The organism is Terribium retamae (assembly GCF_022347545.1).
In the GTDB taxonomy this organism is placed as follows: domain Bacteria; phylum Pseudomonadota; class Alphaproteobacteria; order Rhizobiales; family Rhizobiaceae; genus Mesorhizobium; species Mesorhizobium retamae.
Window position 1 is genome coordinate 1 of record NZ_JAKREW010000063.1, and the last position, 18,772, is coordinate 18,772.

Consider the following 18,772-nt stretch of genomic DNA (forward strand, 5'->3'; position numbering starts at 1 on the left):
GAAATCAGAACAACCTCGTCATACGCCTACGACAATTGGGGCGAGCTCTGGCAGACCACCAACCCAGATGGCACAAGGACCTGCAGGACACTCGATCCCATCGGTTCGTTGCAATCGGCGGGGCCGATCCTGCGCGAATGGCCGGTTTCGGCCGGCGGCAGCCAGGGCGGCCTCACGGAGACCTGGCTGAACCGCTTCGGCGAACCGGCGCTGATGCAACGTTTCGACGCCAGCGGTGGGGCTGTCGGCATTCATCGGTATTTCCATGATGGACTCGGACGCCTGGCCGCCGAAATCGACGCGCGCGACCTGCGTACCGAATACCGCTACGACGTCTTCAACCGCGCAACCGAAACCGTGCTGCCGGAAGGGACGGTGGTCCGGCGCGGCTACGCCGAGCACAGCAACGACGACCTGCCGGTCCTGATTGCGATCGACGGGATCGTCCTGGGCAGCCAGCAATTCGATGGGATAGGCCGTCTTGCCGGCACGTGCGAGGGGACACGCCGGAGATCGTTTGAATACGCGCCCGATATGCTCAGGCCAGCGAAAATGACGACGCCTGCGGGCCACGTCGTCGAATATGACTACCGACCCGAATTGGGAGAGGAGCCTGTCAAGCGCCGCGTGTCTGGCAAGGCCGCCGAATATGCTTATGACCAACGAGACGCCGCACTGGTCGCGTGCGAGGAGGGTGGCCTGGACATTCGCCGCACCTATTCGGCGACCGGCCAATTATCCAGCGAGACGCGGCGCCAAGGCGGGCAGGACCATGCGGTGCGCTACGAGTACAGCCGGCAAGGGCGCCTGCTCAGCTTCACCGATGTCGCCGGCCGTGTTGAAACCCACACCTATGACAGGACTGGGAAGCTGGAGGCATTCCTCGGCCCGTCGATCGGCGCGCGCTTCAGCTATGACGACTTCGGGCGCCTCGCCTGTGTGCTGACAGAGGACCGCCGTTCCGGCCGCACGCTCGAGACCGCCATCGCCTATGACGATCTCGGCCGCGAGACGTCTCGCCATTTCGTGCATGGCGGCATCGAAAGGGAGCTGATCCGCACATACAATGGCGACGACAGTTTGGCCGCACAGACCTTGACCGAGAACGGCAGCATCGTGCGTGCGGAAACCTTCAGCTACGACGCGCGCGGACGACTGGAGATTTACCGCTGCACGGGAAGCACGCCACCGATCGATGCCTACGGACGAGCAATCGAGCAGCAGGTGTTCGTCTTCGACGCGCTAGACAACATCGTGCGGGTCAGGACCAGGGCGCCCGACGGCAGCACAAACATCGCCATCCACGAGCACGCCCCGGACGATCGTGTCGTGCTCAGGCGCATCACCAATGATCATCCGGACTACCCGCCGGAAATCGTGTTCGAATACGATGGCGACGGCAACCTGCTCAATGATCAGCGAGGTTTTGGCCTCGAATATGATGCGCTGGGCCGCCTGACAAAAATTGTCCCGGAGAACGAGGGGGAAGGGCACACCTACCAGTACGATGCCTTGGACACCCTTGTCGGCGACAGCGACGGCGCCCAGTCCGAACAGCGCTTCTATTGCGAGGACAAGGTCGCCAATCGCATCAGGGGCGGGTCGCACACCCACTATTTCTGCGTCGGCGGCATTCTGCTGGGTGAGGAGCGCGACGGCACGGTTCTGCTTCATGCCGTCGACGTCAAGAATACGGTGCTTTTCGAATTCGGCCTGGCCGGAACGGTCGGCTTCACCTACACCGCCTACGGCCACCGGCAGGAAGCGGAATCGCCGGCCCGGATCGGCTACAATGGCGAACTGCATGAAGGAAAGACCGGCTGGCAGATGCTGGGCAGTGGCTACCGCGCCTACGACCCCGTCATGATGCGCTTCCACGCCCCCGACAACCTGAGCCCCTTCGATGCGGGGGGCATCAATGCCTATGCCTATTGCGCGGGCGACCCGGCGAACTTCGCCGACCCCAGCGGCCACAATCCATTTGCCGTAACCTTCCTGCTATCGACGGTGCTGGCGATCGGTCTCGGGATTGGGGCTAGCCAGACCGAAGGTACGATCAAGACGATATTGACGATCGGCGCAGCTGTGGCAGGCCTGGCGGCGTTGGCCAGCGGCGCCACGGCAGCCGGATACTCGGCACTCAAAAGGAGCAGCTACACGCCCGGCGGCGCAACGCGCGCCGTCACGCGCCCTGCTACCGGGAGTGAAGGATCCCGACCGTACCATAGCGGCCGCCGCGGCGGTGCGGCGAATATTGGAAATCCGCCGCCCAACGAAGGAGGCTCGGAAGACTGGATCTTAGGTCCGGCACGTTCATCGGCTTCTGCCCCACAAGTACGGCCCGGCAGTTCGCAAAATGCCAGCCCGCAACCCGCCAGCAGCGGTACAGCCGCCGAGCGCAGGAACCGCGGGGCGAACCGCCCCGCAAGCAGCGAATTGGCAAGCGGCGTCAAACGCCAGATTTCAAAACGGGCATCAAGCAATCGCCAGCGCTCCGCCTCGCCCGAGGAAACGACCCAGCCTCCGCCCCCGCCGCCTCGACCCGGCGAATGGCGTAATATACCGGGCAGCGTCCGTGCCCTGGACGGCGAAAGCACTCGATTGGCAGAGGCCAAAAACTCGCTCAGCCTCACTGCGAAGACCCAACTCGTAAGAGAAACCCGTTTCTGAAAGCCCCAGCCAATTCATCATGTGACACACGAGGCAATTCATGCATCAGCAGCCACAAGACACCTGGGCGGCGAGCCAGACACAACGGCAATGCCGGTATTGTCCATCGGCAGCCAATGTGAGCGCCGGCCTCAATTGAACCGCTCGAAAAGCATTTGCGTATCGGGAACCGAAGATGACACAGCGAAGTATCCTGCCCAGCATCAGTTGCCCTCGGACACCGTCGCGCGGCACGACCCGGCTGGGCTTCGACGGTCAATTGCACGAGCATGGAACCGGCTGGCAGATGCTCGGCAACGGCCACCGCTCATTCGATCCGATCCTGATGCGCTTCCACAATCCCGACAGCCATAGCCCGTTCGGCGCCGGTGGCGTCAATCCTTATGCCTATTGCGCGAACGATCCGGTGAACCGCAGCGATCCAAGCGGGCGCATCGCCATTCGCTTGGCCGCAACGCTGGCCGTGCTTGGCGGATTGTCGATGAGCGTGGGCATTGGGCTGAGCATTGCCGCCGCGAACGCCAAGACCCTGAACAGCGCCTGGGAGACCGCCGGCATCGTGCTGACCTTTGCTGGCACGGTCATGATGGCGGGCGGCGGGTTCCTGGGCTACCGCCGGACGATAGCGCGTTTCGATGCGCGCTCGTCCCTGACGGGATCGGCGACAACGTCCCCTCCAAGTCCGCCCCCGCCCTACCCGGGCCGGGGCGCAACGCCGCCGGAGACGCCGCCGCCGCCCTATCAGGCTGGCCGTTTTTTCGCACCTGCTTTCCCTCCACCGCCCTATCCGTTTCACCGGCGCACTCCCCCGCCCAGTCCAACGTCGTCGGTTTCGTCGTTTTGGCCCACTCCGCCTGCAACACCGCCCCGGCGCAACAGCCTTACCCGCGCGCCCAGCCCCCCATCGGGCCATTCATCGCCCAGGTTCGGGTCACCGGCAACGCCGCCCCATGATGAGCGCCGGGAGCTTACGCCTCAATCCAGCCCAACCGCCTCTCCGCCCATGTCACCTCCGGCAGGCGAATGGCGGTCTCGTGCTGGCCGGAACCGGGCGGCGAATGGTGTGCCGCCCCCGCCGGAGACCGCACAGATGCGCAACAAGCACATTCGATCAATCACGGTTGGAGAATTCTGACATGGCGAGGGAAGCTGGAAAAAGTCCCATCAGCCCGAAAGCTGTGCGGCAGGCAGGCCAGGACTCCGAGCTCGATCCGCCGCAATTCGCAGCCGGCGACATCGCCGATCCGGCCGACGGAACGCTCCACAAGGACGTCATCGAAGCCGGCAACGGGCTGAAGGTGCTGATCCCGGCCTGGCCGACGGCGCCATACACGCCGCCTGGCGAGAAGGATTCGGTCACCATTCTTTGGGGGCGGGGGCCAAACCCCAGTGACTATGTGGCAGTGGATTCGCTGACACTGACCGGCCCGGGGACAGAATATGTCTTTCCCCTCGAACTAACCGTACCCGCCGCGAACCTCAGGCCTGACGGCCTCTACCAACTGAAATACCGGGTAGAATTGTTCAATGGAAGCCGCAACGAATCTGTGCCGGTGCAGATCGTCACGGACAACACGCCACCTTGGGGAAACAGCAACCCCGCCGCTCTCCAGCTTCCTCCCGGGCCGATCACGGACGAATATCTGGAGGCGCATCCCGAAGGCGTGGTCGCCACCGTCCCGCAATATCCCGGCGCCCAGCAGCCGGGCGATGTTGTGCTTGTCTGGTGGCTGAAGGACATACCTGACGATCCCGGCAATGAGCCACCGGCCGCCATCGCGCCTGTCGCCGACCCACAACTCGTGACCATACCGGCAGCTCACATCCGCAAGACCGGCAGCGGCGACTGCTATGTGATCTATATCCTTGTCGACAAGGCCGCCAACGCCAGCCGAATCTCCCTCTACGCCAAAGTGAAAGTGGAACTCGGCTAGAAGATTGCGCCGCCGCCATCAAAAGCCCAACCCCACGGTGAAAGGAAGCGACATGACACAGGAACTCAGAAAGCAGGCCGAGCAAGCACGTTCCAACTATCGCCGGCTCAAGGGACAACGATCGCGTCAGAATCCGCCCCTCGATCCACCTGAGTTCAACGCAGGTGATATTACCGACCCCACGGATGGAACCTTGAAGAAGGATATCGTCCTGTCCGGCTCTGGGCTGACCGTCCACATTCCAAAATACCCGCAATACTACGAAGACCCTTGGGACGGAGAACATGACACGATTTCATTATTTTGGAAGCGTGGAGCGGACCCTGAAGTGAGCGTCGCCGAGATTCTTGTACCCTTGGGCAATCCCGCACAGTTTCCAATCCCATTGACGGTTCCCGCCGACAACATGCGGCCGGATGGCATCTACAGCCTAAAATATCGAGTAAAGCTCTTCCTTGGTGAGAACGAGGAGTGTCTGCCGATTCCCCTGATCGTCGACACCACCCCGCCTTGGGGCATCGCCAATCCAGCCGCTCCCGATCTGCCGGCAGAGCCGATCACCGACGAGTATCTGGCAAACAATCAAGATCAGGTGGTGGTCACGATCCCGCAATACCCGGGAGCCCAAAAACCGGGCGACCGGGTACTTGTGTGGTGGGTGAAGGAAGTGCCCGAAGACCCCGAAGCCGTTATACCGTCAGCGATAGCAGACGTTGGCGACCCACAGGTTGTGATCATACCCGGCAGCGAAATCCGCAAAGTTGGAGACGGCGGCTGCTATGTGGTGTATGTGCTGGTCGACAAGGCGACCAATGCGAGCCGCATCTCACTTTACACGCGCGTGGCTGTCGCTTTAGGGGCTTTGCCGCAGGGGCTGCGAGAGCCAAACATACCGCTCGCGAGCGACGGTCTCATCGATCTTGAGGATGCCTTTGCCGGCGTTACCGTCGAGATTCCGGAATTCCAGAATTGGAAGAGCTCTGACCGCGTCGAAGTGACATGGGGTGCAACGACTGTCCACGCGCCCGAGTTGGGGCCACTGCCGACATTCCCCATCGCCATCCCCATCCCGGCGGAGGTGATCCAAGACGAATATGGCGATGCGGCCGGCGAAACCCCTGCCACCGTCAGCTACAGGATATTGCGCGGCGATATGCCATTCGGACCCGAACAGACAATTGTCCAGGTCAACCTTTCGGTCATCGGCCCCGATTTGCCGGACTGGCCCGACCCGACCAATCCAAACCTGCCGATTGCAACGGTTTACGGCGAAATATCCAACACGGAAAATATTCTCACGGAAGACGATAACGGCAAGGACGCAAAATTCAGCTTCCGACTTTACGACCCGTGCAACGAAGGAGAACTGATCGACATCTATTGGGACAACACCGTTGTTCCCGAAGCGCAGTATACCGTCAAGCAAGGCGATCAGCCCGGCAATCCCGTCGACGCGGTCATTCCCTGGCGTTATATCGAGGCCGGTGGCAACAACCACGAACTGCCGGTCCACTATCGCATCGGGGCGCCGGGTTCACCCAATCAACAGCGTTCGCAGGTAACGATCGTCGATGTCGGCGCCAATGTCATTACACCAGAAAAGCCGGTCTTTTTGAAACTCTTTGAAGATCGGATCCTAACATGCAGCTCGCTCGACTTCGACGGCACCAACCACGCCGTGCTTGTCCAAGTGCCCGACCTCTCGAAATATCTCGCCGACGGCGACACGGTGACCCTGAACTGGACGCCCCTCGGCAGCACCTCGGGTGAGAATATCCTCGAGGACGCGATCAAGGAGGAGACCGTCACATTGGGTCCAGACCACCCTGCGACCGGCTTCATCTGGCGTGTCGAGCCTTACGACGACCATATCCTGCCGACTTTTGATCCTGACGGACTGGGACGAGTGGGGCGCGCTCGAATCAAATATTCGTTCTTCTATGACAATGCCACTCGCACTTCCGAACAGGAGGAGAAGCTTGTCGGCATGTATAACGCCGTTGGTTCGTGTCCACTCGACGGTCCGACCGGTTGAGCGGAAGAACGCCGCGGCTCCGTCTGCGCAGAATGACAGGCCCCGGCCCGGCTCAATGAGCCCGGCCGGACAGCGATCCTTACGGGAGGGCGGCAATGTCCGAGCAAGAACACATTCCTGAGCGGGATTTCGCGGACTCCAATCTGCCGCAGGCACGCGTGCCGGCGACATTGGAAAACATCAACGGCGGTGAGCCCAACCTTTTGCCCGTTGCTGCGGCGGACCAGCCGCTAAGGATCGAGATCGACATCTGGCCAAATTCCAACCCAGCGTTGGGCGCTGAAACACTAACATTGTTTTGGGATGGCAGTGAGGTTGGTCGCAGGACCTGGTCTGAACCCGTTCCGATTCCAGAGGACGAGCTTGTGTTCTTCATCCCGCGCAACCGCATGACCGAAGGAACACATGTCATCAGTTACGAGGTGCATCTTTCGGTCATCGGTGACACAACCCCGTCGGATCCCATCACAATCACCATAGACCGCAGCGCACCATCCTTCCCGAATCCGGGCAGCATGGCATTTCCCGCGGAGGTTGTCCGTGACGGCCTGACCGCAGCCTATCTGGAAACCCATGGCGACAGGGTGGAAGCCTCTGTCGCGCTCTATGCCGATCAGAGGCCGGGCGATCAGATCGTCTGGTACTGGGGGGAAACCCCAAGCAGCGAACTGCAGGCCGGTTCGCAACAGTTCTTCCTCGAAGATATCAACCGGCCGATCGTCCTGCCCATCGACGGCGACACCGTTCGGGCGCGAGGTGATGGTACGCGTTACGCCCACTATCACCTGCGGGACCGGGCCGGCAATGCGAGCGGCCTTTCGCCTTCCGTGTCGCTGCGGGTCGCCGCCCAGCCCATCCAGCGCAATCTGCCCTGGCCGATCGTGGTGGAGGCAACAGGCATAGGCGAAAATATCGCCCTGGATCCCCTCGAGGGCCGCGCATCCGGCGTGACGGTGGAGATTCCTCAGGAAGCCGTGTTCGGTCCCGAAGATCAGATCTGGGTGCAATGGGCCGAGAACGGCACGGTCGGCGCGTTCCGGACCAAGGACCCAATCGCGCCAGGGTCCAGGCGATACAACGTGCCCAGGGAGTACATTGCCGCCCACATCGGAAAGTCCGACATACCGGTCTACTACGACGCGATCGAAACCAACGGCACGGTCCACCCTTCCTTTCGATGCAAGATGCAGGTCTTGACCATCGCGGTGAACAGGTTTCCAACAATCCAGTGCGTGGAAGCCATCGGCTATCCGAATCTCAGCCTGGCACGCGTCGATGCCATTGGCGCCCGCCTCACCCTCGCCCCGTGGGTGCTGATCACCGCGAACCAGCATGTCCGCATCAGGGCTGAAGGGCTGACCCAGGAGGGCGCGCCGACGAATACAACCGTTCTGGACCGGCAGATCACGGCATCGGAAGTCACCGCCGGTCTGGGTCGAAGCGGCGACGTCCGCATCGACAGGAATTTCCTGAACACACTTCGCCGCCATACACAGTTCACCATATGGGTGACCGTGAGCTTCGACAACGGGCTGACATGGCCCCCCGCCCCCAATTTCCCCAAGCTCAGCCTGACCTTAGTCGACTGACCGGTTCCCCAAACGGCAAATCCTTTCCCTTCTGGAAGGGTGGATGGATCCGTGGAGCGGGCGTGGCCGAATCCGCGAAGCGGTCCTGAGCCCGAATGGGACTGGAGGGCATTCGGCCGCAGCCTGTTCCACGCTTCCGCCCAATGCAAGGTGTGTCGCGCAACGAACTCAGTCATCCAGCTTGCGGGAGACTACATCGAGCGTTTCAGGAGCAAGTTTTAGGTCATAATATTTGCCGTCCCCGGCCAAGGCGTCGTCGATTTCCCAATGGTTGCGCTTGATGTCGAACTCGATCTCATCCCAACTGGTGTAGCCAAGGGATTTCAACTGGCCCTCGATACGGGCGCGCTCCTCCAACGTCGGTTTGCGATCGGCCAGTGCCGGAGACGCGATGACAGCCGCCAGCGCGGAGCCGAGTGCAAGCATGCGAATGGATTTGATCATCAGTCGATCCTTCTGTTGATAAGACTGGAGAGCTGCACCAACCGAACGCCGGCAGGGCCGGCGCGTGGTCGTTGCAAGAAGCTGGCCGTTCCGGCGAGACCGGGATCAGAACGAATATTTTGCCCCCAGATTGAGGCCCCAGTTCTGTTCGATCTTGTCGCCATTGGCGTAGTCGAAATCGCCGTGAAGCTGGAAGTTGGGTGAAAGCTGTGCGGCAAAGCCGACGCCCACTTCGCCGCGGGTTCCCTTGAGATCGTTGTCGAAGACGGTGTCGTTGACCTGCAGCGTGTTGCCCTCGGCGAATTCCTGCGCCACCGCAAGCCTCAGATAGGGCTGCAGCGTGCCGCCATTGGCCATCGCATGGTTGAAGCCAACGGTCGCGCCGAGCCGGCCCACCAACGAGCCCATCGCACCATTGGCCACATGCATGCCGTTGTCGAGCCAGTAGCCCGCCGAGCCGACCCGCACGCCCGCCAGTTGCACAAACGGTTCGACATACCAATCGTTTCGCAGACCGATATGGCGCCCCACCTCGATCTGCGCGCCGACGCCGGTGGCTGAATAGCTCCCCTTGGCGCCTGCGCCGTCACTCATCACGATGTGGGCGCTGTCGTTGAAGCGGTTCACCTTGAACACTCCGTCGACATACCAGCCGGCATTGTTCTGCCAGGTGGCATAGAGCCCGCCATAATAACTGTCGACATCGCCCTGCGAACCGCCGTCAAGCTCGATGCGCGAATTCGAGTAGCCTGCCAGAACGCCCACCAACAGGTTGATGCCGCCCAGCGAAACCTCGCGGTCCGCCCCGACCGTAGCCCCCCATTGGCTCTGGTCGAATGCCTGACCGGCGCCGGCCTTGACACTGAAGCCTCGGCCATAGGTCCGTGCCCATACGCCATCTTTACCGCCATTCAGGCGGACGTCCCCCATACGCTGGCGCAAGGTGGCCAGCTCGCCGTAGAACACGGTCGGCGCCACACCATGCAGGCTGACTGCGGTATCGGTACCGGGCGTGGTCTCGTCGGACCCGACCAGGAACCAGTCGCCGCCGCGCTGTTCCAGATAATATTTGAAGACACCGAGGTCGGCCGCGCCACCCTTGAGATCGAATTGCGCGTCGCCACCATTGGTGTCCACCACCATCCACTCATGCTCCGCGGTCGGCTCCGCACCGCTGTTTTTGACATGCAAAGTGTGCTCGCCGCTTGCCCCGCCGACATCGGTCACCACCAGCCGGTCCCCGTCAGGCCTGGCCAGATTGGTGCCCATGACGAAGGTCCCCGCCCCCGAAAGGGAACCCAGCGTCAGTGTGTTGTATTGATCGCCCGAACCGTCGGAAATCTCGACGGCGCCGCCGTCCATGGCGATATGCCCCATCGAATCGTCGCCGATGAGCTTCCAAGCGCCGCCGGAATTGAGCTTCAACTCATCGACGCCGCTGAAGGTGCCCTTGATCGAGCCGTTGTTCTGGATGGTGATGTCGGCCGAGCCGCCGGCCTCCACAGCGACATTGCCCTCAAGGGCCGAATTGTCGACGGTGAACCTGGCACTGCTGTTGCGATCGACCTCGAGGAGGTTCCCATTGCCGCCGACCAGCTTCGACCCGTTGGCGATCAGGATGTCGGATTCGTTTCTTGGGAGCTCGTCACGCCCTTCGACCGAGATGGCGGCTCCGGTTTCGCCCTCGACCGTCGAACCACCGATGGTCAGCGATCTGGTTTCGACCACATCTGACCTTCCTTGCAATAGCAAGACGCCATTACGAGTACCCGCAATAAGGCTGCCTCCATTGACGTTGACTGTACCGTCTAAGAGCATGACCCCGGTTCCGCGCGCGGTGGTGGCGTCACCGATCTGCTGACCGGTTACGCGCGTGCCGGAAAGGTTAAGCACCCCATCTCTGGCGACCAAAATACCAGTCCCCCCCCCGGCAATGGAACTGCCCGACACGTTAGCTGTTGATGCAGCACCGTCCTGGAGCAGAAGTGCATATTGCCGATCGTAGTTGATCGTGACACCGGAAAGATTCGCCACGGAGCCATTTTCCAGTTTCACCTGCCCCGAAGCAACAAGCCCGCTTGCGTTCAGAAATGAGCCGGTCAGGCGAATGCCCTGGGTTACACCATTTGTAACATTGACGATGGACGCACCATCGGCGGTTATGTTTTGGGCCGAGCCCCCGTCAATGGTGATGACGGATTGACCTGACGAAAAGACATCCCAAACGGAGCCGGTAACGTTCAGCGCGGACTGGGTGTTCAGGTTTACATTCCGCGCGTCGCCGTGTACATTAAAAGTACCGCCGTTGATCACCTGGAAGTTTCGCGTCTCCGTCGACCCCTCGGGGATCGTTCTCTCCCCGCCATCGATCACTTCCTGCGCCAAGGCCAATCGGCTAACGGAAGCCAGCGCCAGCGCGGCGACTGTCAGAACGACGGCCTTACGGCCAACCATCAGATTGTTCTTCGTCATACCTTCTCTCCAAAAAAAACCGACAAATCAGCAACAAGTGCCATGCCGGAAATTTTGACTGGATATGGTTAATGCCAAGTTAAGAACAAGTATAACGCAAATTTACGTGAACTATTCAAAGCACAACAATGCACACGCCACAGATTACCATCCGGCGAATCTGCAAACGCAGCGCACTCCATTTATGCGCCGTTTTGCAGCATGATTCGTTCGCGTCACCCTATTTTTATACCATATTGAATGTAGACATACATGCAGCGACACTTCCGTTAGGCGAAACACCGACATATTGTTGCGAAGAAACAACAAATGGCGCACCGAAATAGCGAACATCGTTCGCAACTATTGCAATTAATTACCCTCGAAATGGGAACAAATACACAAGGGGCCAATCATGGGACTTGATGTCGATACGGCATTTGCCTAATTGCCGGCGGCTTGACCCGTCGCCGACTGGAGGCCTGGTCCTTTGAATGCGGCTCGATCGCCGCAATCCGGCCTCAAAAGTATGCGGTTGAGCCTGCTGCAGCCGTGCCAATGACAATTTCCCCCGAGCGTTTGCGCGCCCGGCATCAGATGACCGATGACCATGCACAGAACCTGGATGATGATGGCCTATTGGGTCGGTGCCGCCATCATTGCCGTCATCGCCGGTGCGGGCACAGGAACGCTGATCATCACGGACCACCGTAACAGCTATAGAAATGCCGAGCGCGAGGCAGCGACCCTGGCCGCGGCTCTTGCCGAACACGGCTCCCAGGTCTTCGCGAGGCTCGACGCGCTGTCGAGGACGGTCGTCGACGACCGCGGCAGAGGGAAGGATCTGCCGCCGGCATTCTCCGACAGGCTGGGCGAGCGAATTGCCGCGGAACCCGCGGCACGCGGAATCACAGTGATCGATTCCGCCGGGAAAGTGGTGGCAACCACCATTCCAATGCTCTCCATCGGATCCGACATGACCGCAAGCCCGGCATTTCGCATTTTTACATCCCAGCCGGAAAGGGAGACCTTCATCGGCCCCCCCTATCTGTTTTTGATGGATATTTTCAGGGGATGGGTTGGTTCGACCTTGTCCTACAGCCGAAGGGTCGTTGACGACCAGGGCCAGTTCCTGGGCTTTGTCGCCATCGTGGTGGACGGACCGTTTCTCTACAGCGTCTACGATCGCCTGGAAGGTGTCGATGACAAGATGATCGGCCTCATTGGCCAGGACGGTGTCGTGCGCGCATCCAACAACCGGCTCGCGATCGGCCTGGATATCCGCGATCTGGTCCCGGAAAAAGCGGCTCAGCAAGAGAGCGCCCGGTTTTTCCGCTCCCCGTTCGATGGCCGCGAATATCTCATTGCCTACGAACGGTCGTCGACGACGCCGTTGCTGTCCTATGTCGGCGTCCCGATCTCTGGCCACCGGCTTGCCTGGCAACGCAACAGCGCGACAACCCTCGGCGCTTTCGTCGTCCTGTGCGGCACTCTGGGCGCAGTCGGATATTTCCTCAATCGCCAGAACCATCACAACAACAGGCTGATGGCCAGCATGATGGAAGCGGCGAGGGAGCGGCATGAGCGGGAATTCCTCCAGGCCGTGCTGAACACGGGCGGCGCGCTTGTTGTCGTGACCGACGAAAATGGCGCCCTGCTCGTCTGCAACCCGGTGTTCCGTCGAAAGATCGACCCCGAACACGTTCCCGGGAACGTCAGCCTGCTGGAATTCCTGTTCGGCAGCCCTCTGCACAAGCTCGCCAGGGCGCTTCCCTTGGAAACGATCGTGACGATGGCGGACAGGCAGGGCGAAAAGGCCGAGTTTTCCTGGACGCTGAATGCAATCCGCTCCGGGGATGGCGCGATTCGCAATTTTGTTGCGATCGGCTTCGACAACACCAGCAGACGCAATGCCGAACTCGCCGTCTACCAGGCCGGCAAGTTGATCACGTTAGGGGAAATGGCGACCGGCCTGGCTCACGAGATCAATCAACCGATCGCAACGATCGGCATGATCGTGGACGTCTTGCGAAATCGCCTCCGAAAAGGCGTTATCGATGGCGACTTCCTGCAGCGGAAGCTGATCACGATGAACGAGCAGATCGAACGGACTGTCGCGATCGTCGACCATATGCGCATTTTCGGGCGGCGAAGCGAACGGGAGCTTGAGGTCTTCGATCCGGTCGACGCCGTCGAAGGAGCACTGACCATCCTGGGGGCGGAAATACGCAACGCCGCAATCCGCGTGCACCGAAACTACGTCGGCGGAGCCTGTCGCGTCTTCGCCGACAGGCTTCTGCTCGAACAGGTCGTGCTGAACCTGCTTCGCAACGCCATCGACGCGATAGCAGCCAGGCGCGAGAATCTGACGGGAGATCCCCGTCAGGATGAGATAATCATCTCAGTGCGCAACCAGGCACCCGTCGACGTCATAGACATCGAGATTGGCGACACCGGAACAGGCATCGATCGCGCCCATATCGAGCGTATTTTCGATCCCTTCTTCACCACCAAGAGTTTCGGGAAGGGAACGGGGCTGGGCCTGCCCTTGAGCTTTGGGATGGTGCGCGATATGGGCGGGCGGATCGAGGCCTCCAATACCGATTACGGCGCGGCCTTCACCGTGCGCCTGCCTTCCTCATCGAGCGATGCGAGCCAATATTGCCAGCCCCGTTTCGGGGCCGAGCCTGCACATGTCCAACCCAAGCCGTGCCGGTCGGATGTCCAATCATGACAAATCAACTTACGACAAACCCGCACAAGAAAATATCGCCATCGACGGTCCTTGTCGTTGACGACGAGACGGAACTCCTGGAGATCATTGCCCTTGCGCTCGAGGATGCGGGATACCGCTGCCTGACGGCATCCCGGGCCGCGGATGCTCTGACCACCTTGCGCAGGGAGCCGGCGATCGACGTCATTGTCAGCGATGTGCGCATGCCCGACATGGACGGTTTCGCACTCCTGCGCAGCATCCGGCAACAATTCAAGGACCGGGCGTGGCTGCAACTGCTGTTCATCTCCGCTCATGCCTCGATCGACACGATCATAACGGCTCTGCGGTTCAACGCGGTCGATTTCCTGAGGAAGCCCGTCCGAGGGTCGCAACTTCTCGACGCCGTTGCGCAAGCCGCGAACCGGTCGCATGTCCAAAAAGAACGGTCGCGCATGTGGGACGAACAGCGCCGCCACTTTTGCAGGCTCAACGAAGAAGCGCGGCGCCTGGCGGAGGCGATGACGGATTTCCCGCCTTTGCCTCCCACGGACGAACGGCGCAGCGTGAAAATACCTGCAAACCCGCAATCTGGCGGATCATCAGGAATTCTTTCACGCAGCCGTCTCCTGGAATTGCTGAGCATCCGCGAAACCCGCATGCGTTGCTTCGACGAGAAGTTGTTTGCCGATCCTGTCATGCACATGGCGTTCGAATTGATGGAATGCCAACTCCTCAACAGAAAGGTGACCGTGTCCGATCTGTGCGCGACATCGGGGCTGCCTTTCTCGACAGCTTCGCGGCGGCTGACCGATCTCGAGACAAGCGGCTACCTGGTCAGGCAAGACGACCCGACCGACGGCAGGAGGCAATTCGTCAGGCTGACGGATCGCGGCGTCCAACGCGTGACGGCCTACCTCACCGCCTTGCATGCGAAAGTCGGTTCGAACGAGAAGCAGGCACCACAAGGGAAGCTCCTCTCATAGGGCCGCCAGCGTATCCTGCCGGTTACGTTCACCGTCAGGAACGCAGTCCCCAAAAGCATCAACGGTTGGCTGCCGCAGTCCAAGGTCGGCTGTTTTGCGCCTCGGTGATCCCGGAGGCACCGAGTTCTCCACAAGACGTCGCGCCAGGTCTCGGCCTGGATAACGTTTGCTGGCAGTGCCGCATCCGCACGCCAGCATTTCCTGAATGCCGATCAGCCCGGATACACGCGCACCGCTTATCCGGGCATCGCGGCAGAATCCTGGTGAGACTGCCGGGCCTCGATCTCTTGCTAAAATTGCAGATCACTTAGGTTGCACTGTCGAGAAAGCAACTCGGTGGTGTCGTGGTTCGAGAGCAGCGGCTGAGCGGGTATATCGGCTTCAACGGCGAACCGTCCGAGCCGGAAACCGGTTGGCAGATGCTGGGTAACGGATACCGCGCCTATAACCGGCAATGATGCGCTTTCATTCTCCCGACAGCCTTTCGCCGTTCCGACATGGCGGCATCAACCCTTATGCCTATGTCGGCGGCGACCCGATCAACAATGTCGATCCGAGTGGGCATTTGGCATACGTGTTGGAATACACGCGCTGGGCCGGTTTCTAACATCCTTCTTGAGGCAGGCATCGCGCATTGCTTTTCCAGCCTGTTATTCCATGAATGCCACGGTGGCCGGGCCTGCCCCACAAGCACCCATAGTGAAAAAGCCTCATTTCTGATGGAGTTTGCACGGAAATTTCGGTGTGTTCGGAAAGAGGCCGACCGATACTTTCACTTTGGGGATATTTGATCGAGACCGCATGAATATCAACGATATACGCTAGCGACGGCTGACAATCAGCCAGGAAAATCGCGAACTGTTCAGAAATGGAATTGGGAGAGAGAACATCATGATCAAGCCAGGAGACGCCGTTCCAGCTGCGAAATTCAAGAAGCTGCAGGGATCGGAGATAAAGGAGATTGCGACAGATGAGCTCTTCAAGGAGCGGAAGATCGTCGTGTTTGGGGTTCCCGGCGCGTTCACCCCGACCTGCCACCTGCAGCACCTTCCCGGCTATATCGAGAACAGCGATGCGCTTCTTGCAAAGGGCGTCGATGAAATCGCCGTCATCGCCGTCAATGATCCTTTTGTGATGAGCGCGTGGGCGCGGAGCACCGACGCTGAAGGCAAGGTGCTTTTCCTGGCCGACCCTGAAGCCGATTTCACCAGATCGATCGGGATGGATATCGATTTGCGGGTCGCGGGTCTTGGAACGAGGTCCAAACGCTATTCAGCCGTCATCACGAACGGCGTCGTCGAGATATTGAACCTGGACGAGGATCCGGGGCAAGCCGACCGCTCGCAGGCAAAGGAATTGCTGAGGCAGCTTTAGCTCGATCTAAGATACCAAAGCGAAGGTGGATTTTATTACCAGCCGCATGTCACGATATATCTCCATAAAGTTTACAACCGCGAATTTTCAGTTGGCGCTACTCGTCCGCATCGAATTGACGAAGGTTATGTCAACGCCGCGCGTCAGAAGACGCGCGGCAGGTTGAATCGATGACTTCCATGCTTGTTGTCGCACCGGCTTCTTTGACAGTCCGCATATTTGCGGCCCGTGTATCTGCGGCATGTCTGCTGCTATGCCCCGTTTCCACCTTCGCGGCCGACGGGGAGATTTCAGCGGCGGCCTTGCGACAGGCGGTCGATGAAGCGATCATCCCCCTCATGAAGCAACAGGCCATTGCGGGCATGGCAGTTGCGGTGACCGTCAATGGCAACAGCCATTTCTTCGGCTATGGCGTGGCCTCCAAGGAGAGCGGCCGGAAAGTAACAAAGGATACGATTTTCGAGATCGGCTCCATAAGCAAGATCTTCACTGCCACGCTGGGTGCCTACGCGGCCGCGACAGACGCGCTCGCCCTCGACGACAAGGCGGTGACGCACTGGCCTGAGCTGGGCGGCAGCGCGTTCGAGCGGATTTCGCTTCTCGAGCTCGGAACCTATTCCGCGGGCGGGCTTCCGCTGCAATTTCCCGAGGAGGTGTCCGACAACAGCAAGATGCTTGCCTACTACCGAGCCTGGCGACCCGAATTCGGGCAAGGCATCATGCGGCTTTACTCCAATCCCTCAATCGGACTTTTCGGGCATCTTTCCGCGCGCGCGATCGGCGAACCCTTCGAGGCCTTCATGGAGGGCAAGCTGGCCGCGGCCTTCGGCCTGAACCACACATTCGTGCACGTCCCGGCAGATCGCATGGAAAATTATGCTCAAGGGTATACGAAACAAGGCCAGCCCGTTCGTGTATCGCCCGGCGCGCTCGATGCCGAAGCTTACGGCATCAAGACCACGGCCCCCGACCTTCTGCGTCTGGTGGAGGCCAATATCGATGGTTCGGCATTGGACCGGAATTGGGCAAAGGCAGTTTCGACCACCCAGGCCGGATATTACCGCGCGGGTTCCATGATCCAGGGGCTGGGGTGGGAAATGTACGACCGTCCGGTCGAGCTGGATACACTGCTGCAAGGCAATTCGGCGGACATGGCGCTGAAGCCACGCAAGACCGAACCGCTGGCCCGTTCCATCCCCCAGGATACGGATAGGTTCTTCAACAAGACGGGCGCCACACGGGGATTTGGCGGCTATGTGGCATTCATCCCCAAGAGCAGGGTCGGGATCGTGTTGCTGGCGAACACGAACTATCCCAATGAGGAACGCGTAAAGGCAGCCCATCGCATCCTTCAAGCCGTTGAGACAACTTTGCCGTGACAACCCGCCGGGCTTTTCAACACAGTGCCTGATAGCAAGCGCTCGAACAGCGTCTCCGTCGGCCGGGACTTGCATCAGGCCGAAATGACGGCTGAAACTTGGCGACAGCCGGGAAGCGGGATCGTGACCCGCGGCGGACTTGCACCGCCGGAGATGTGATCCCGTTTTTGGTGCGAGGGCCGGTCGGCCGCGCTGGAACATATCCGCACGGCTTCAGCGGCCAGAGCAATTCCAGGAAAAGTGTGTAACGGTTTTCCATCCGGAATTGCGTCAAAACAAAGAGATAGAGCGTTTCGGTGAAAAACGGAAACGCTCCAGGAGCGTCATGAAGCCAAGGCTTCACAGCAATTTCGAACCAAGACCAGATCACGATAGGAGATCATCATGAAGATCGTCACCAGCCTGAGCTTCCAGGGACAATGTCGCGAAGCTTTTGATTTTTACGCCAAGGTTCTGGGTGGAAAGATTACCGCTGCCTACCCCTATGGCAAAGCGCCTCCCGGCATGCCGATCGCCGGCGACAAGTACAAGGACTGGCTCATGCATTGCTGGCTCGAGGTCGGCGACCAGGCTCTCATGGGCGCCGACATGGACCTCGAATGGGCAAGCAACATCGACAAGCCCAAGAATGGCTTCGACGTGACCTTGCATACAGAAGACAAGGCCGAGGCTCAACGCTGGTTTGACGCGCTTGCGGCGGATGGCAGGATCGTCATGCCCTTCGCCGAGACCTTCTGGTCTCCCGGCTTCGGTTCGCTGGTCGACAAGTTCGGCATCCCCTGGATGGTCAATGTCGTCCCCTCGGTCGACTGGAAACCTTCGCAGGCATAATCGCGAGCAAGGCCATAATCGTCTGCAAGACGATGGGCTCGCTCCTGGCTGCACCGATGTTCGCCGAACGGGATTTTGCCGTTCGGCGAGCGGCTGTCTCGAAGTCGAGGCCAGGCCCTTTGGGGGACCGTCACACGCCCCTCTCGAAGAAGGACTTCGACAAGCGACCCAGCCCCCCTATCTTTTTAGGAGCGCTTGCATTGCGGCAAATCACTGCTCATTGCCGCCCCCTGCCTGGCTGCAGCTGAAAAAGAGCTGCGCTTACTTTTTCATCGCGTTCATGACCAGGCCGATGATGGCGGTCAGGATCGCGCCACCGCCGGCACCACCGACGATGTTGTTGAGGTTGAGCGCACTGCCCAGGCC

At 60.2% G+C, this 18,772-nt stretch carries 13 protein-coding genes; 11 read left to right on the plus strand and 2 right to left on the minus strand.

All coding sequences use genetic code 11. The features are described 5' to 3' along the window. From L4923_RS28500 to L4923_RS28520, 5 genes are all read left to right on the plus strand, one after another. A partial coding sequence (locus tag L4923_RS28500) for an RHS repeat-associated core domain-containing protein (protein ID WP_239370481.1) occupies positions 1-2,670 on the plus strand: 2,670 nt, incomplete at its 5' end. A gap of 175 nt (positions 2,671-2,845) precedes the next feature. Continuing rightward, complete coding sequence (locus L4923_RS28505) at positions 2,846-3,805, plus strand: RHS repeat-associated core domain-containing protein (RefSeq protein WP_239370482.1); 960 nt, start codon at positions 2,846-2,848, stop codon at positions 3,803-3,805. Position 3,806: 1 nt separating this feature from the next. Next, positions 3,807-4,604 carry a hypothetical protein gene (locus L4923_RS28510; RefSeq protein ID WP_239370483.1) on the plus strand — a complete coding sequence of 266 codons (798 nt, stop codon included), beginning with the start codon at positions 3,807-3,809 and terminating at the stop codon, positions 4,602-4,604. Positions 4,605-4,656: 52 nt separating this feature from the next. Continuing rightward, the gene (locus L4923_RS28515; RefSeq protein WP_239370484.1) at positions 4,657-6,639 is read left to right on the plus strand and encodes a hypothetical protein; all 1,983 of its coding nucleotides are present in this window, start codon (positions 4,657-4,659) and stop codon (positions 6,637-6,639) included. A gap of 95 nt (positions 6,640-6,734) precedes the next feature. Continuing rightward, the gene (locus L4923_RS28520) at positions 6,735-8,228 is read left to right on the plus strand and encodes a hypothetical protein (protein WP_239370485.1); all 1,494 of its coding nucleotides are present in this window, start codon (positions 6,735-6,737) and stop codon (positions 8,226-8,228) included. A 168-nt stretch (positions 8,229-8,396) separates the two neighbouring features. Here L4923_RS28520 and L4923_RS28525 read toward each other — a convergent pair whose 3' ends face one another. Together L4923_RS28525 and L4923_RS28530 are read right to left on the minus strand one after the other, a co-directional pair. After that, positions 8,397-8,672 carry a PepSY domain-containing protein gene (locus L4923_RS28525; protein ID WP_239370486.1) on the minus strand — a complete coding sequence of 92 codons (276 nt, stop codon included), beginning with the start codon at positions 8,670-8,672 and terminating at the stop codon, positions 8,397-8,399. Between the two features lie 105 nt (positions 8,673-8,777). Further along, positions 8,778-11,144 (minus strand): autotransporter outer membrane beta-barrel domain-containing protein, encoded by a 2,367-nt coding sequence (locus L4923_RS28530; protein WP_239370487.1) that lies wholly within the window; start codon positions 11,142-11,144, stop codon positions 8,778-8,780. 583 nt (positions 11,145-11,727) lie between these two features. On the opposite strand from L4923_RS28530, the gene L4923_RS28535 reads away from it, so the two are divergent. From L4923_RS28535 to L4923_RS28560, 6 genes are all read left to right on the plus strand, one after another. Next, positions 11,728-13,857, plus strand: a complete 2,130-nt coding sequence (locus tag L4923_RS28535) for an ATP-binding protein (protein WP_239370488.1) — start codon at positions 11,728-11,730, stop codon at positions 13,855-13,857. Continuing rightward, a complete protein-coding gene (locus L4923_RS28540; RefSeq protein ID WP_239370489.1) occupies positions 13,854-14,822 on the plus strand; it encodes a response regulator in 969 nt (322 codons plus the stop codon). Before L4923_RS28535 ends, L4923_RS28540 begins: the two co-directional genes overlap by 4 nt. A 454-nt stretch (positions 14,823-15,276) precedes the next feature. Next, on the plus strand, positions 15,277-15,429 hold the full coding sequence (locus L4923_RS28545; protein WP_239370490.1) for an RHS repeat-associated core domain-containing protein: 153 nt from the start codon (positions 15,277-15,279) through the stop codon (positions 15,427-15,429). Positions 15,430-15,710: 281 nt separating this feature from the next. Further along, on the plus strand, positions 15,711-16,196 hold the full coding sequence (locus L4923_RS28550; protein WP_239370493.1) for a peroxiredoxin: 486 nt from the start codon (positions 15,711-15,713) through the stop codon (positions 16,194-16,196). A gap of 179 nt (positions 16,197-16,375) precedes the next feature. Then, a complete protein-coding gene (ampC, locus tag L4923_RS28555; protein ID WP_425531027.1) occupies positions 16,376-17,575 on the plus strand; it encodes a class C beta-lactamase in 1,200 nt (399 codons plus the stop codon). 384 nt (positions 17,576-17,959) lie between these two features. Then, the gene (locus L4923_RS28560) at positions 17,960-18,406 is read left to right on the plus strand and encodes a VOC family protein (protein ID WP_239370492.1); all 447 of its coding nucleotides are present in this window, start codon (positions 17,960-17,962) and stop codon (positions 18,404-18,406) included. Positions 18,407-18,772 lie beyond the last annotated feature (366 nt).